We start from the raw sequence: 16928 nt of genomic DNA on the forward strand, positions 1-16928 counted from the left end.
TCAAGCACCTCACTTATATAGTAAGTATAGGGAGAAGAACTTCTCCTCTCCCTACCATTGTACACTACTATCTCTTTATTTTGAAACAGATTTAACGTACTCTTGTACAAATGCTAAAGCTTCCTCAACTTGCGCTGGGTTTTTACCGCCCGCTTGTGCCATATCAGGACGGCCACCACCGCCACCGCCACAACGAGAAGCTACTTCTTTCACAAGTTTACCAGCATGGTATCCTTGACTAATTAAATCTTTCGTTACGCCAGCTAAGATGTTTACTTTATCATCATTTACAGACGCTAATACGACAACTGCAGATTCTAATTTATTTTTTAGGTCATCCATCATCGTACGTAAGTTGTTCATATCTGCAACATTTACTTTTGCTGCTAATACGTTCACGCCATCAACTTTCATTACTGAATCAGTTAAGTTTCCAGCTTCAATATTGCTTAATTTTGCTGCAAGAGATTCATTTTCTTTTTGAAGTTGTTTTACTTCAGCAAATAAACCATCTACTCTTGTTAAAATATCTTTTGGATTTGTTTTCATTTTTCCTGCTGCTTCTTTTAATAAACCTACTTGATCGTTCATTAATTCGTATGCAGACTTACCAGTTACTGCCTCAATACGACGAGTTCCTGCACCAATACCTGACTCAGCAACGATTTTGAAAATACCGATAGAAGCTGTGTTATCAACGTGACAACCACCGCAAAGCTCTAAGCTGTAATCGCCAACTTGTACAACGCGTACAACATCACCGTATTTTTCACCGAATAATGCCATTGCGCCCATTTCTTTCGCTTCTTCGATTGATTTTTGAGAAATCTCAACATCAATACTTTCCCAAATTTTCTCGTTTACCATACGCTCAATTTTTTCTAATTCGTCAGCTTGTACTTGACCGAAGTGAGAGAAGTCAAAGCGTAAACGTTCAGAAGTTACAAGAGAACCCGCTTGGTTTACGTGCGTTCCAAGTACGTCTTTTAATGCTTGGTGTAGTAAGTGAGTTGCTGTATGGTTTTTCACAACGCTACTACGATTTTTCGTATCAATGATAGCTTTCACAGCAGCATCTTTCGTTAATGTGCCTTCTTCAACAACAACTTTGTGCAAGTTTTGGCCGTTTGGTGCTTTTTGTACGTCTTTTACAAGAACTTTCACGCCATCAGCAAGAAGGTAACCACGGTCTGCAATTTGTCCACCGCTCTCAGCATAGAATGGTGTTACATCAAGCATTAATTGTCCTTCTTCACCAACTTGTAGGCTGTCTGTGTATTCGCCGTTTTTCACAAGTGCAACAACGTTACTTTCTGTTGCAACTGTACCGTAACCAACGAACTCACTCGCTACTTTCACTTCTCCAAGGACACCGCCTTGAACTTGCATAGAGTCAACGTCTTGACGAGCAGCACGTGCGCGCTCACGTTGTTTTTCCATTTCATTTTCAAAGCCTTCTTGATCAACTGTCATACCAGCTTCTTCTGCATATTCTTCTGTTAATTCAATCGGGAAACCGTATGTGTCATATAGACGGAACGCATCTACTCCAGAAATAACAGTTGTTTTTTCTTCTTTTGCTTTTGTGATAACTTCAGCTAAAATTGCTTCACCATCATGAAGTGTTTCGTGGAAACGCTCTTCTTCATTTTTCACAACTTTCGCGATGAAATCTTTCTTCTCAAGTACTTCTGGGTAGAAGTCTTTCATTACTTCTCCAACAACCGGTACTAATTCAAACATAAATGGACGGTTGATGTTTAATTTCTTCGAATAACGAACCGCACGGCGTAATAAACGACGTAATACATAACCACGGCCTTCGTTAGATGGAAGAGCACCGTCACCAACAGCGAATGTTACTGTGCGGATATGGTCAGCAATTACTTTAAACGCCATATCTTTTTCTAAGTCACCATTACGATACTTCTCACCAGAGATTGATTCTGTTGCACCAATCATCGGCATGAATAAGTCTGTGTCAAAGTTTGTAGGTACATCTTGAACGATAGATGTCATACGCTCTAGACCCATCCCTGTATCGATGTTCTTCTTAGGAAGTGGTGTATATGAACCGTCTGGATTATGGTTAAATTGAGAGAATACAAGGTTCCATACTTCTAAGTAACGCTCATTTTCTCCGCCTGGATATAATTCTGGGTCACTAAAGTCATTACCGTAAGCTTCTCCGCGGTCATAGAAAATCTCTGTATTCGGTCCACTTGGTCCTTCACCGATATCCCAGAAGTTTTCTTCTAAACGGATGATGCGCTCTTTTGGAACACCCATTTTCTCATTCCAAATTGTGAATGCTTCTTCATCTTCTGGATGGATTGTAACTGAAAGTAATTCTTTATCAAATCCGATCCATTTGTCGCTCGTTAAGAACTCCCAAGCCCAAGTAATTGCTTCTTCTTTAAAGTAATCACCGATTGAGAAGTTTCCTAACATTTCAAAGAATGTATGGTGACGAGCTGTTTTTCCTACGTTTTCAATATCGTTTGTACGAATTGATTTTTGAGCATTTGTAATACGTGGATTTTGCGGGATTACACGTCCGTCAAAATATTTTTTTAATGTTGCTACACCACTGTTAATCCATAAAAGAGATGGATCTTCATGTGGAACTAGTGATGCACTAGGTTCTACTGCATGTCCTTTTTCTTGGAAAAAGTCTAAAAACATTTGACGAATTTGTGCGCCTGTTAGTTGTTTCATTGTATTTTCCTCCTTAAATATAAAAAACTCCCGCCCCTATAAAAGGGACGAGAGTTAACTCGCGATACCACCCTAATTATGAATTGATTACTATAACAATCAACTCATCACCTCATGGTGCCGTAACGTGGCAAAACGGCAGTGATTAGCTGCTCTCAGGATTAGCTTTCTGTTACCCTTCATTTAAAGCTTCTTTCAGCCATATGGAAGCTTCTCTCTATAAATGGACTGTAACGTACTTGTTCCGTCATTGATTTAATGTATTATATGACTAAATATAATAGAATTCTCTTAAGTTTGTCAATGTAGATAATCATTTATATTATATCAATTGCTTATTAATCATAGCTATTCTACTAGTCATTCTTAACAGCCTTTTCATATATTATGCATTTTCCAAGAAATTGTACTACTTCTATAAACCTTTCTAAATATTGTATTTTTGTTATAATTGAATTATCAATAATAAAGGAGCGATTGCCATGGCAACCTTATTGAACAAAGCTAAAAATATGTTAACGAATGACGAAACAATTTTGTTTTACACAGCATGTTCATTAGATATATTTATTTATCGTTCCGTCGCAAGGCCAGGACTGTTAATTTTAACGAACAAACGGCTCTTCTTTTACGGACCAGATGTAAGTAAGAATCCATTATTTGAGGAGTACTCTTTCGAAAAAATTTCTGACCTAAAAGAACAAAAGCGCCTTTTCAGCAATCAAATTATTTTTATATATGATAATGAATGGAAAAAAATAAAACATATTCAAACAAATGATGTAAGTTCTCTCGTTCAACAAATACACAAGCAACTCTCAAAATCATAAAAGCCCTCTACTTTTATAGGTAGGGGGCTTTCTTATTACACATTTTCTTTTTTCCAAAGAGGCCTTACATGAACGATTACTGTACGAATGACTGCTAAAATTGGAACTGATATGAGTAATCCTAGAATTCCTGCCACTTCTCCTCCAACTAGTAATGCAAGCATAATAATAACAGGATGCATACGAAGCGACTTACCAACGATGTAAGGAGATAAAATGTTACTTTCCAAAAATTGCAAAATAGCAATCGTAATTCCCGCCTTAATAAGTAAACTCGTTGATACCGTTGCTGCAATCATTAATGTGGGGATTGCTCCTAAAATAGGACCGAAGTATGGGATTATATCCGTTACCCCAATAATAATGCCGAGTAATAACGGATATTTCATACCGATAAACCAAAAAGAAAGAACAGATACGCCCCCTAATACTAAGCAAACAAATAACTGTCCTCGAATATAACTTCCGAGTGACTTATCAATTTCTTTCGCCAGCATTTGCCCAGTACTCCGCCACTTACTCGGGACTAGTTTCCAAAAGATATGATAAAACTCACCGTAATCTTTTAATATGTAAAATACAATGAACGGTATTAAAAAAATAATGAGTAACGAATCGAGTACACCACGAGCTGTGCTCATCACTTTATTCAACAGTGATTGTATCTTCGTCTCTACCCCACCAAAAATTTGTTTCACCTTTTCATGAATAAATGACGGGAAATTCGCTGTTTGTTCCGTAACGCCATCCATCCAAGAATCATACATTTTTGTAAACTGCGGGAATTGTTCATTGATTTCTTGTAATTGCTTAATCACAACTGGTGTTCCTTTATAAATTCCATAACCAATTCCACCAAAGAAAAGGATGTAAATGAGCAAAATAGCGAGTGTGCGCGGCATCCCTTCCTTATGAATTTTTTCAATTAAAGGATGCAATAAATACGCAATAAAACACGCAATAAGAAACGGTGTAATAGCCACTTTAAATACAAAAATAATCGGTGCCCATAGCGGCTTAATTTTTAAAAAGACGAGCAAGCAAAGAAATACGAGTAACAATAACCCTAAACGATATATCCAAATAATTTTAAGATTCTTCACACGAAAAACCTCCTCCACCTTTATTTTGAAAATAAATAGGGTAGGTTATGTGCAAAAGTTTTAAAATCTTTTTATCCAGACCATACTGTTTTATAAAGACGTACATATACATAACATAACAAGGACAACCACCCCTGAGAATGCAGCATGAAACAATATAATCAGGAGGGTTCATGATGGTTTTATTTATGCTCGTATTATCAGCACTTTTTATGATTCTTGAATGGGTTTGTATCGGGTTTGGTATTTGGAAAGGTTTCTTTATTCGTTCCTCACGAAAAGAAAGAGCGAAGCAATTATTTCATTACGGAATGCTTGGCGTTGGATGTTACGGCCTATCTTATCTCTTCTCTGAAATTGGACTTTTATATTTGCATACAAGTGCATAAAAAAACTCCCTTATGATGAAGGGAGTTTTTTGCGCTTATAGATAAGATTTAATCATCTTACGTGCTTTTTTCATATTGCGTTTCGAAAATACATCTTGCTTGCGAGCATATTGGTATGCTGCCGCTCCAACACCTAATGCGATTAATGAATTGCGTAGATTCAAAGTAAATCCCCCTTTTCGTTATCCGATCGTTCTTTCGTTCTCATCAAATAAATCATCAAGTGAGCTTAATGAACCATCTTCTTCTACTTGATGCGTATGGATTTTCCCCTTTGAAACCGATAATTCGATATAACAATTCCAGCAATAAAATTGGTTGACACCTATTTTTCCAATGTCTTTCCCTTTGCAATTTGGACAAATGAACATATGGCTTTCATCTCCTTACAGTCTCCCAGATTCTATTCGCCATTATGTCCAAACCGCATTCATTTATACATCGCTGGAGCCTTTCAACGTTATACGTTTGAAAGTTTCACTATATAATTTCACCTTGTTACATGAAATCATACGGTGAAATGTTTTCCACGTCCATTTCTTCACCATTAACTGTTACCATCTGTACTTCTCCTTGTGATTCTTGCAAGCGACTCGCTAAAGTCGTTTGACGCATTGCATCATCAAGGCGATTTACACCAGACTGGAATGCGGCTTCCTCCCCGCAAATAATAAGGAACTTCTTACTTCTTGTAATACCAGTATAAATTAAATTACGACGTAACATACGATTGTAACTTTTTACTATCGGCATGATTACGATTGGGAACTCACTACCTTGCGACTTATGAATCGAACAGCAATAGGCATGTGTAATTTGATTTAAGTCTGGCTTTGTATACGTTACTTCAATTCCATCAAATGAAACGATAATCATATCTTGTTGCTCAACGTTTTCTTTCGCATAAAACACCGAAACAATTTCTCCAATATCACCATTAAACACTTGGCTCTCCGGCTGATTAACGAGCTGCAATACTTTATCGCCTCTTCGGTATACAACATCACCGTAAGCAATTTCTTTACTCTTTTCCCTTTTCGGATTAAACACTTCTTGCAACGCTTCGTTTAGTACATTAATACCAGCAGGCCCACGGTACATCGGCGCCAATACTTGTACATCTCTTGCACTAAACCCTTTTGTCTTAGCATTGTCACAAACCTTCTTAACAACCTCAACAATTTGAGCTCCTGTACACCCGATAAATGAACGATCTTTTTGATTTTGCGCTAAATCTGGCGGGAGCGTTCCATTTTTTATCGCATGGGCAAGTTGAATAACAGATGAGCCTTCCGCTTGACGATAAATTTCAGTAAGCTTTACTGTCGGAACTGCACCTGCATTCAATAAGTCTTTCAACACCTGTCCAGGGCCTACGGATGGTAATTGATCTTCATCGCCTACAACGATAACTTGAATATTAGTCGGCAATGACTTAAACAGCTGATTTGCAAGCCAAATATCAACCATTGAAAATTCATCAATAATGAGTAATTTCCCTTGTACCGGATCCGTTTCATTACGCTGGAAAGACCCTTCTGGCGTCCAACCAAGTAAACGGTGAATTGTACAAGCTGGAAGCCCTGTGGATTCACTCATTCGCTTCGCTGCTCTTCCTGTTGGAGCCGTTAATAATATCGGAAATGGATTATCATCACTGTATTCATTCGGATTTAACGATAGCCCGTGAAGTAATGCATACATTTCAACAATTCCTTTAATAACTGTTGTCTTCCCTGTTCCCGGTCCACCTGTCAATAACATCATCGGTTTATGAAGTGCCGTTTGAATCGCTTCTTGCTGAAATGGTGCATACTGCACATTCAGTTGTTCTTCAATTTGACCTAACGTCTTTAACACTTCTGCTTCAGGAAATGAAGGTGTTTCCTCTTGATTCATGAGCCTGCGGATAGACTTTACAACACCTTTTTCAGAGTAGAATAACGAAGCTAAATACACTCGTTCTTCTTCTATGATAACTTTCCCTTCACTTTGCATCATTTCAACGCAACCTACAATATCTTCTTCTGTCACTCTTCCTTCTTGATTATTTAAAAGTGACATCGTTTCTCTTACGAGTTGATCTTTCCCCATATAAACGTGACCAAGTTGTAGTGATACATTTTCTAACGTATAAAAACATCCCGCACGTACACGATCATCATGATTACCCGATATCCCTAACGCACGTCCTATATCATCCGCTCTTCCAAATCCAATACCATCCACTTCTTCAATAAGCTGATATGGATTATTACGGATCACTTCTAACGTCATCTCTTTATATTGTTGGTAAATCTTAATAGAAAGCTTCGTTCCAAAACCATAGCCATTTAAAAAGCTCATTACTTTCTCTAGCCCTTGATGTTCAACAATCGTCTCATATATTTCCTGAGCTTTTTGTTTGTTTACAACACCATTTAGCGCATCAGGATCATCCATAATTTTAGAAATGGCATGTTCCCCGAGATGATCCACAATTTTTTCAGCTGTACGCTTTCCGATCCCTTTAAATAAATCACTCGCTAAATATTGCACCATACCAGCTTTTGTTTGCGGTAATTCTTTCTTAAACGTTTCAACTAAATATTGTTTCCCATACTTCGGATGGTCTTTAAAATGCCCTGTCAATGTAAACACTTCATCTTCATGCATGCGGGGAAAATGACCGTTTATCATCACTTTTTTTTCGTCGTACGTTTCATTCGTTTCAATGACTTTCATACTGACAACGGAATAGAGGTTTTCTTCGTTGTGGAAAATGGTATGAAGAACTTGCGCTTTTATAAACTTTTTCTCTTCCTCAAACAAATCCATTGCATGTTGATTTCCCATTCTTCCTCTCCTTTCCGGTTTCATTTCACTTTAATGAGCAGTACATCCCCCACCTTTTTAGATGAGGGATAACTACCCATTAAACTATATTTTCATCTTATTCAGCTTCTTGCTCTAATAAACGAACACCATTACCAGCTAAAAAGTGATCTGGTTGAATTTCAGTTGCTTTCTTAAATAAAGCAAGAGCCTTCTCGTTATTTTCTTCAAATACGTACGCAACACCTAAATTATAATACGCATCTGCATGCTCTTCATCCATTTCTAATACCTTTTCAAAATAAGGTTTCGCCTCTTGAATATGTTCTAAACGTGCAAAGCAAAGTCCGCACTGGAACACAGCTTCTACATCGTTTTCATCTAATTCTGTTGCTCTTTGTAAAAATGGCAGCGCAAGACGATCATTTCCAAGTTGCACATGTGTAATACCTAGCATAAATGTTACATCAGCTGATTGTAATCCAGCTTGCATCGCTTGTTCAAATACAGCTTTAGCCTCTGCAAATTGCTCTTGACCGTAATATACGTTTCCTAATCCATAATAAGCAGCAGCAGATTTATCATCTAACTCTAATGCACGTTTATAAAATAAAATTGCTCTTTCACTATCACCTAGTACATCTAATAAGTTCGCAAAATTAATGTATCCAAGCGCATCTTTCGGATTTTCTTCGATTGCTTCTGTGAAATTTTTAGCAGCTTCTTCCCAGTTTCCTTCTTGCATATATTGAATACCTGTTTCAAGTTTGTTTGACATGTCCTTCACCTCTACAACAAATTATAACAAAGAATGTATTTTCCAAGCGAACGAAAATTCGCTTTATGTAAAAGAAACCTCTAACCGCGAATCGGCAGAGGCTTCTCGTTTTATCCTAAATAATCCAATTTCTTACCGCTACGGTACACTTCATCAATTGTAGCACCACCTAAGCACTCATCTCCATCATAGAAAACAACTGCTTGTCCTGGTGTAATTGCACGAATTGGCTCGTCACAAAGAATACGAACTGTATTTTCATCAACGATTTGAACCGTTACTTTATTGTCTTCTTGACGATAACGGAATTTCGCTGTGCACTTAAATTCTTTTTCTTTCACTTCATTACTTACCCAGCCGATATTCGTAGCAATAACTTCATCACCATATAGAAGTTCGTTATGGAATCCTTGATCAACATATAAAATGTTTTCTTTTAAGTTTTTCCCAACAGCAAACCACGGATCACCGTTACCACCAATACCAAGGCCATGACGTTGTCCAATCGTATAGTACATTAAACCGTCATGCTTTCCTTTCACTTCACCAGATAATGTTTGCATCACACCTGGTTGTGCTGGTAAATAGTTACTTAAGAAATCTTTAAAGTTACGCTCACCAATGAAGCAAATACCAGTACTATCTTTCTTCGCCGCTGTCGCTAAACCAGCTTCTTTCGCCATTTCACGAATTTGTGGTTTTTTCAGTTCACCGAGCGGGAACATTGTTTTTGATAATTGCTCTTGACTTAATTGATTTAAGAAATACGTTTGGTCTTTATTGTCATCAACGCCGCGAAGCATTTTATATTCGCCGTCCATATAAGCAACGCGTGCATAATGACCCGTCGCTACATAATCAGCACCAAGCGCAATTGCATGCTCTAAAAATGCTTTAAATTTAATTTCTTTATTACACATTACATCTGGGTTTGGCGTACGACCAGCTCGGTACTCATCTAAGAAGTACGTAAACACTTTATCCCAGTATTGTTTTTCAAAGTTTACTGCATAATATGGAATGCCAATTTGGTTACACACTTCAATTACATCATTGTAATCTTCTGTTGCTGTGCAGACACCATTCTCATCTGTATCATCCCAGTTTTTCATAAAAATTCCGATTACATCATAACCTTGCTCTTTTAATAAAAGAGCTGCTACAGATGAATCGACGCCACCGGACATCCCGATGACAACGCGTGTTTCTTGAGGTAGTTTGTTCATCATGTCACCTCCTATGCTAATTTTGTGTTAATCGATTCACGATTTTCACTGTTTCGTACGCCGCTTTCTCAATTTGCTCTTTCGTATTTCCAAGTCCGAAACTAAAGCGTACGGATGAACGTATTTGATCGGAGTCTTTTCCGAACATCGCTACTAATACATGTGATGGATCAATCGAACCAGCTGTACAAGCAGAACCACTTGATACCGCAATGCCAGCTAAGTCTAAGTTCACAAGAAACGGTTCAATGTTCATTCCTGTAAAACTAATATTAAGCACATGCGGTAAGCGATATTCTAAGTTTCCGTTTACCTCGAAAGTAATGTCTTCATTTTTGAAGACAGATACCATTATATCTTTAAACTCTTCATATTGGGCATTTTTTTGCTCACGAGTTTTTTCAGCTAGCAAAATTGCGTGCTGTAAACCAACGATACTCGGTACATTTTCAGTACCCGCACGGCGTTTTCTTTCTTGCTCCCCGCCTATTAATAACGGTTCAAATTTCACATTTGCACCAGCGAATAAGAACCCTACACCTTTTGGCCCGTTAATTTTATGGGCTGAAATCGATAATAAATCAATGCCGAACTCTTTCACATCTATTTCTACTAATCCGTAAGCTTGTACCGCATCTGTATGGAAATAAGCTTGATGCTCTTTTAACAGCTTACCTATTTCCGCAATTGATTGCATCGTTCCAACTTCATTATTCCCAAACATAACGGATACGAGAATTGTCTCTTCTGTTAATGCCTTTTGTATGTCAGAAACTTGAACGCGTCCTGTTTCATCAACAGGTAAATATGTGACTTCAAACCCTTCACGCTCTAACAATTCACACGTATGCAGAATTGCGTGATGTTCAATTTGCGTCGTTATAATATGGTTACCTTTATGACGATTCGCACGTGCTACACCGATAAGTGCTAAATTATCAGCTTCTGTACCACCACTCGTAAATATAATTTCATTCGGATTCGCATGAATGCTACGTGCACACACACGTCTCGCCTCATCTACTGCATGGCGCGTTTGACGTCCATAAAAGTGAATACTAGATGGGTTCCCGAATGTTTCTGTCATATATGGAATCATCTTTTCGACCACTTCTGGGTGAGTCGGAGATGTCGCAGCATGATCTAAGTAAATGCGTTCCATTAAATCTCCTTCTTTCCAAATCGTTTCACAAGGAATTAAATGTAAAACATATAGCCCCCATGATTTTCTTCCTCATAACGTACTAAATCTTCTAGCGTTGTACTATCTAACACTTCTTGCACCGCATCACGAACACGCATCCATAATTGACGTTGTGCTGGTTCTTCTTCTTCTATCATTTCTACAACACTAATTGGACCCTCTAGTACACGGATTACATCCCCAGCTGTAATGTTAGCTGGTTGATCTGACAATACATATCCGCCATATGCCCCGCGCGTACTCTTTACTAGACGAGCGTTACGAAGTGGTGAAATTAATTGCTCTAAGTAATGTTCCGATAAATCATGTGCCTGCGCAATTGATTTTAAGGAAATCGGACCTTCACCAAACTTTTTTGCAAGATCGATCATAATTGTTAAGCCGTAGCGGCCTTTCGTTGAAATCTTCATCTATTTTGCACCTCTTTTCAAATTTTCACTTCTATTGGTTATATCTTATTTATAAAAGAACACAATTTAAAATCCTATGAAATTATAGCATAATATAGTATTATAAGAAATTTCAACTTGTGTATCAAAATGATAACATAAAATCACATTGAAAAACTCGGAAATTATTACAATTGAAAGAAAAATGAAAATATTAATATTCATTTTCCCCATAAAACAGTATCCTATTTCAAATTCTACTAAAAAAAATGATACGATAGAAAGAGATTATATATTAAGGGAGACGGTAAAAATGAAACAACCACTCGCACATCGAATGCGCCCTACAAATATTCAAGAAATTATCGGACAACAACATTTAGTTGGTGAAGGAAAGATTTTATGGCGAATGGTCCAAGCAAATCATTTTCAATCTATGATTTTATACGGCCCTCCAGGCACTGGAAAAACATCCATCGCGAGCGCAATTGCAGGAAGTACCGGAACCCCTTCCCGCCTATTAAACGCTGTTACTCATAATAAAAAAGATATGGAAGTTGTCGTACAAGAGGCAAAGATGCATCGACACCTTGTTTTAATTTTAGATGAAGTACACCGTCTAGATAAAGCAAAACAGGATTTTCTATTACCTCATTTAGAAAGCGGACTCCTTACCTTAATTGGTGCAACGACGAGTAATCCGTTCCATGCTATTAACTCTGCTATTCGAAGTCGTTGTCAAATCTTTGAATTACACGCATTAACAGAAGATGATCTTTTAATTGGCTTAAAACGAGCACTTAAAGATAAAGAAAAAGGTCTTGGGGAATATGATGTGACTGTTACACCTGAAGCATTACATCACTTTGCAAACGCTTCAGGCGGAGATATGCGTTCCGCTTATAACGCACTTGAACTAGCTGTTTTATCTAGCTTTACAACAGATGACAAAGCTGCGGAAATTACGCTAGAAATCGCAGAAGAATGCTTACAAAAAAAGAGCTTCGTTCACGACAAAGGTGGAGATGCTCATTATGACGTATTATCAGCATTTCAAAAATCGGTGCGCGGAAGTGATGTAAATGCAGCACTTCATTATTTAGCACGCCTTATTGAAGCTGGTGATTTACAGAGCATCGGTAGACGGATTCTTATTATGGCATATGAAGATGTCGGGCTTGCTAGCCCGCAAGCCGGACCGCGTACACTAGCAGCTATAGAATCAGCTGAACGAGTTGGATTCCCAGAGGCACGCATACCACTTGCAAATGCTGTTATCGAGCTTTGCCTATCACCAAAATCAAACTCAGCTTATAAAGCACTTGATGCTGCACTACACGATTTACGTAACGGTCAAACAGGCAACATACCAAGTCATTTAAAAGATAGCCATTACAAAGGCGCAGAATCACTTGGAAGAGGCATTGGATACTTATATCCACACGACCAACCAAATGGCTGGGTACAACAACAATACTTACCTGATAAAATAAAAAACAAACAATACTATAAACCGAAAACGACAGGGAAATTTGAGCAAGCACTTTCTACTGTATATGAAAGATTACAAAGTTCGAATAAAACGAAAAATAAAGGGTAACATAAGCGAAAACGTCACCATTACGGAGGCTTCGCTTATGAAAACACGTCAAGATGCATGGACAAAAGAAGACGATCTCCTTTTAGCAGAAACTGTTTTACGACATATTCGCAGCGGCAGTACACAAATAAAAGCATTCGATGAAGTCGGCGATACATTGAACCGCACTTCAGCAGCTTGCGGCTTTAGATGGAATGCTGAAGTACGACCGAATTACGAAGATGCGGTGCAACTTGCAAAAAAACAACGTAAAGAATTAAAACGCTCTGAAGCTAAAATAGAAAAAGAGCATTTCACGCAAACGAAACAGCTCGTAATCGATGCCGAGTTTTCAGAAGATATTACGCCAAATAAACAAGAACTTACAATGCAAAATGTCATTTCATTTTTGCAAAACTTAGAGCACAATAACCCTTCACTCGCAAAGTTACAAACTGAAAATGACGTATTACAAGCTCAGCTCACGTCCCTGCAAAAAACGAATCATGAACTCGAAGCAAAATTAGCAGTACTCTCAAAAAAACAACAAGCAATCGAAGAGGATTATGCAATGCTTGTTAGAATTATGGACCGTGCCCGAAAACTCGTTTCAGTTGAAGAACAAGAAGAACAGATCGCTCCCATTTTCAAAACAGATCAAAATGGAAATTTAGATATTATATATTCTGCAGAGAATTAAAAACAGGGATGTCACTTTTTTGACTAAGTGACATCCCTGTTTTTCTTCGTTAAAGAGTATATTGGTACATGAAATCACATCGATTTACCGACAAAAATTGACGAAATATGCCTTCCTGTCATACAAGAAAACTCCCATTAATAATTGGATGTTTTTTACTAAAATGTTATTGTAAATATATATATCTTTTAAGGGAGATGGTTACTATTTCATTAATAGTCTTCAAAATAACACTCGGTGTTCTCGTCCTAACTTTAGCTCTTTTCACCATTAACAGTTTAAAAAAGACGTCCGCCTATACATCAGATAAATATGATCATTACTTACTAGCGTTGCTTACATTTGAACTAGTAGTCATGCAACTATCCCTATTTCTTTAACACATATAAAAAAGCATATATCCGAAATGGATATATGCTTTTACTTTATTCTTGCCCTACACGTTTCACTTCTACGTTTTTAATGCGTTCACGTACAACGTGACTTGCCATAATTAAGCCTGCCACAGATGGTACGAATGCATTTGATGAAGGTGGTAATTTCGCTTTACGAATTTTTGCATTTTCGTCTGGTACGATTTCTTTACGTACCTCTTCACGAATTACGATTGGGTTTTCGTCAGAGAAGACAACTTTTACACCTTTTTTAATACCCTCTTTACGAAGCTTCGTACGAATTACTTTCGCAATTGGATCTGTATGTGTTTTAGAGATGTCCGCAATACGGAAACGAGTTGGGTCCATTTTATTCGCTGCACCCATACATGAGATAATTTTAATTTTACGACGTAAACATTGTTTAATTAAATGAATTTTGAACGTAATCGTATCAGATGCATCTACTACGAAATCCAAGCCATGTTTGAAGAATTCTTCATATGTTTCATCAGTATAAAACATTTCTAGTCCAATTACTTCGCACTCTGGGTTAATATCTGCGATACGCTCTTTCATTAATTCTACTTTTGAACGTCCTACAGTAGATACTAAAGCGTGAATTTGACGGTTTACGTTTGTAATATCTACAACATCTTTATCAACTAATACGAGACGTCCTACGCCAGAACGCGCTAACGCCTCTGCCGAAAATGACCCTACGCCGCCAATTCCTAAAATACCGACTGTACTATTTTTTAATATTTCAAGTCCTTCTTTACCGAAGGCTAATTCATTACGTGAAAATTGATGTAACATTCAGCTCTACACTCCTATTACAAAAATGGTCTACCATGTATTCTAGCGTTTTTCCGACTATTTGTATAGAAAAAGTTATAGAATTCCTAAAAATACATATTTCGAGAAGGAAAGCATAGTGTAAACCGCGCTTTTACCTCTTCTCTCAATTATCCATTAAAAAAGTCTAGATGGTATTAGTATAACCATCTAGACCTTATTTTTACTTCTCTTACTTCTCTTACTTCTCTTCTTTCACGCTCAATTTTAAGCTTAGCTCTTCAAGCTGTGCTTCTGCAACTGGGCTTGGAGCTTCTGTTAATAAGCAGCTTGCGCTTGCTGTTTTCGGGAATGCAATTGTATCACGAAGGTTCGTACGGCCTGCAAGTAACATAACAAGACGGTCTAAACCTAATGCGATACCGCCGTGTGGTGGCGTACCGTATTCGAATGCTTCTAATAAGAATCCAAATTGCTCTTGCGCTTCTTCTTGTGAGAATCCAAGTGCTTTGAACATTTTTTCTTGTACGTCACGCTCGTAAATACGAAGTGATCCACCACCAAGCTCATAACCGTTTAATACAAGGTCATATGCTTGTGCACGTGCTTTTTCTGGTGCTGTTTCTAATAGCTCAACGTCTTCACGGAATGGCATTGTGAATGGGTGGTGAGCTGCGAAGTAACGATCTGCATCTTCATCATACTCAAGAAGTGGCCAATCCGTTACCCATAGGAAGTTAAATTTACTTTCGTCAATTAACTCAAGCTCCTTACCTAGACGTAAACGAAGTGCACCTAAGCTATCTGCAACAACGCTTTTCTTATCTGCTACGAATAGTAATAAGTCGCCAGCAGTAGCTTCTAATGTAGCCATTAACGCGTTCGCTTCTTCTTCACCGAAGAATTTCGCAATCGGTCCTTTTAAGCCGTCTTCTTCCACTTTAAGCCAAGCTAGACCTTTTGCACCGTATACTTTTACGAATTCAGTTAATGCATCGATATCTTTACGAGAGTATTTGCTCGCAGCACCTTTTGCATTAATTGCTTTTACTTGTCCGCCGCTTTCTACAGCACTTGTAAATACTTTAAAGCCACAACCTGCTGCAAATTCAGATAGGTCTGTTAGTTCCATTTCAAAACGTGTATCTGGCTTATCAGAACCGTAACGAGCCATTGCATCAGCATATTTCATACGAGGGAATGGTGCACTCACTTCTACACCTTTTGCATCCTTCATAACTTTCGTCATCATGCGCTCCATCATATCTAAAATTTCATCTTGTGTTAAGAATGAAGCTTCGATATCGATTTGCGTAAATTCTGGTTGACGGTCTGCACGTAAATCTTCGTCACGGAAACAACGTGCTACTTGATAGTAACGCTCAAATCCGCCGACCATAAGAAGCTGTTTAAATAGCTGTGGAGACTGTGGTAATGCATAGAATTCACCATCATGTACACGACTTGGTACTAAATAGTCACGAGCTCCTTCTGGTGTACTCTTCGTTAAAATTGGTGTTTCCACTTCTAAGAAATCTTCTGTGTCTAAGAAGTTACGAATTGTTTTCGTTACGTCGTGACGCATTTTGAATGTGTTGAACATTACAGGACGACGTAAGTCTAAATAACGATATTTTAAACGCACATCTTCTGATGCATCTGTATCATCAGCAATAATGATTGGCGTTGTTTTCGCTGCATTTAATACGTTTACTTTCGTTGCTTGTACTTCAATACGCCCCGTTGCCATATTGTCATTAATTGCGCCTTCACCACGCTCAACAACTGTACCTTCTACGTGTAATACGTACTCGCTACGAATTGTTTCTGCTACTTCTAGCGCTTCTTTTGATGTTTCTGGGTTAAATACAACTTGTACGATACCTGTACGGTCACGTAAGTCGATAAAGATTAATCCACCTAAATCACGGCGTTTTTGTACCCAACCTTTTAATTGAACTGTTTGTCCAACTGCTTCTACTGTTACTTTTCCACATGCATGTGTTCTTTCAGCCACTGTAAGTTC

15 protein-coding genes and 1 other annotated feature are annotated in these 16928 nt (G+C 37.9%); of the genes, 4 read left to right on the plus strand and 11 right to left on the minus strand.

Annotated features, from left to right (window positions below; translation table 11 throughout):
• Positions 1-75: 75 nt before the first annotated feature.
• Entirely contained in the window at positions 76-2718 is a 2643-nt protein-coding gene (gene alaS / locus PDL00_RS12740; RefSeq protein WP_270729358.1) for an alanine--tRNA ligase, read from the minus strand.
• Positions 2719-2758: 40 nt separating this feature from the next.
• Positions 2759-2978 (minus strand) — a binding site (T-box leader).
• A 222-nt stretch (positions 2979-3200) separates the two neighbouring features.
• Here alaS and PDL00_RS12745 point away from each other — a divergent pair.
• Positions 3201-3548 carry a PH domain-containing protein gene (locus PDL00_RS12745; protein WP_270729360.1) on the plus strand — a complete coding sequence of 116 codons (348 nt, stop codon included), beginning with the start codon at positions 3201-3203 and terminating at the stop codon, positions 3546-3548.
• Positions 3549-3583: 35 nt separating this feature from the next.
• On the opposite strand, the gene PDL00_RS12750 is transcribed toward PDL00_RS12745, so the two are convergent.
• Positions 3584-4651 carry an AI-2E family transporter gene (locus PDL00_RS12750; protein ID WP_270729362.1) on the minus strand — a complete coding sequence of 356 codons (1068 nt, stop codon included), beginning with the start codon at positions 4649-4651 and terminating at the stop codon, positions 3584-3586.
• Positions 4652-4827: 176 nt separating this feature from the next.
• Between PDL00_RS12750 and PDL00_RS12755 the strand changes: the two genes are divergently transcribed.
• Positions 4828-5040, plus strand: a complete 213-nt coding sequence (locus PDL00_RS12755) for a hypothetical protein (protein ID WP_000242555.1) — start codon at positions 4828-4830, stop codon at positions 5038-5040.
• Between the two features lie 35 nt (positions 5041-5075).
• On the opposite strand, the gene PDL00_RS12760 is transcribed toward PDL00_RS12755, so the two are convergent.
• The 7 genes from PDL00_RS12760 to cymR form a co-directional block, all read right to left on the minus strand.
• Positions 5076-5204, minus strand: coding sequence for a YrzQ family protein (locus tag PDL00_RS12760; protein WP_001053553.1), 129 nt, complete (start codon positions 5202-5204; stop codon positions 5076-5078).
• A gap of 18 nt (positions 5205-5222) precedes the next feature.
• Positions 5223-5411, minus strand: a complete 189-nt coding sequence (locus PDL00_RS12765) for a hypothetical protein (protein ID WP_000469281.1) — start codon at positions 5409-5411, stop codon at positions 5223-5225.
• 127 nt (positions 5412-5538) lie between these two features.
• Positions 5539-7875 (minus strand): SF1B family DNA helicase RecD2, encoded by a 2337-nt coding sequence (gene recD2, locus PDL00_RS12770; RefSeq protein ID WP_270729364.1) that lies wholly within the window; start codon positions 7873-7875, stop codon positions 5539-5541.
• Positions 7876-7972: 97 nt separating this feature from the next.
• Positions 7973-8632 (minus strand): tetratricopeptide repeat protein, encoded by a 660-nt coding sequence (locus tag PDL00_RS12775; protein ID WP_000066395.1) that lies wholly within the window; start codon positions 8630-8632, stop codon positions 7973-7975.
• Between the two features lie 110 nt (positions 8633-8742).
• Complete coding sequence (gene mnmA / locus PDL00_RS12780; RefSeq protein WP_270729366.1) at positions 8743-9858, minus strand: tRNA 2-thiouridine(34) synthase MnmA; 1116 nt, start codon at positions 9856-9858, stop codon at positions 8743-8745.
• 16 nt (positions 9859-9874) lie between these two features.
• Positions 9875-11020, minus strand: coding sequence for a cysteine desulfurase family protein (locus tag PDL00_RS12785; protein ID WP_270729368.1), 1146 nt, complete (start codon positions 11018-11020; stop codon positions 9875-9877).
• A gap of 35 nt (positions 11021-11055) precedes the next feature.
• Positions 11056-11472 (minus strand): cysteine metabolism transcriptional regulator CymR, encoded by a 417-nt coding sequence (gene cymR, locus PDL00_RS12790; protein WP_000704116.1) that lies wholly within the window; start codon positions 11470-11472, stop codon positions 11056-11058.
• A 292-nt stretch (positions 11473-11764) separates the two neighbouring features.
• On the opposite strand from cymR, the gene PDL00_RS12795 reads away from it, so the two are divergent.
• Both PDL00_RS12795 and PDL00_RS12800 read left to right on the plus strand, forming a co-directional pair.
• Positions 11765-13051, plus strand: coding sequence for a replication-associated recombination protein A (locus PDL00_RS12795; protein ID WP_270729370.1), 1287 nt, complete (start codon positions 11765-11767; stop codon positions 13049-13051).
• Positions 13052-13088: 37 nt separating this feature from the next.
• A complete protein-coding gene (locus tag PDL00_RS12800; RefSeq protein ID WP_097818260.1) occupies positions 13089-13730 on the plus strand; it encodes an RsfA family transcriptional regulator in 642 nt (213 codons plus the stop codon).
• Between the two features lie 425 nt (positions 13731-14155).
• On the opposite strand, the gene PDL00_RS12805 is transcribed toward PDL00_RS12800, so the two are convergent.
• Together PDL00_RS12805 and aspS are read right to left on the minus strand one after the other, a co-directional pair.
• Entirely contained in the window at positions 14156-14923 is a 768-nt protein-coding gene (locus tag PDL00_RS12805) for a tRNA threonylcarbamoyladenosine dehydratase (RefSeq protein ID WP_000903182.1), read from the minus strand.
• Between the two features lie 220 nt (positions 14924-15143).
• The gene (gene aspS / locus PDL00_RS12810; protein ID WP_242240519.1) at positions 15144-16919 is read right to left on the minus strand and encodes an aspartate--tRNA ligase; all 1776 of its coding nucleotides are present in this window, start codon (positions 16917-16919) and stop codon (positions 15144-15146) included.
• Positions 16920-16928: the final 9 nt, after the last annotated feature.

Origin of the sequence: Bacillus cereus group sp. TH152-1LC, from assembly GCF_027710505.1 — a bacterium.
In the GTDB taxonomy this organism is placed as follows: domain Bacteria; phylum Bacillota; class Bacilli; order Bacillales; family Bacillaceae_G; genus Bacillus_A; species Bacillus_A mobilis.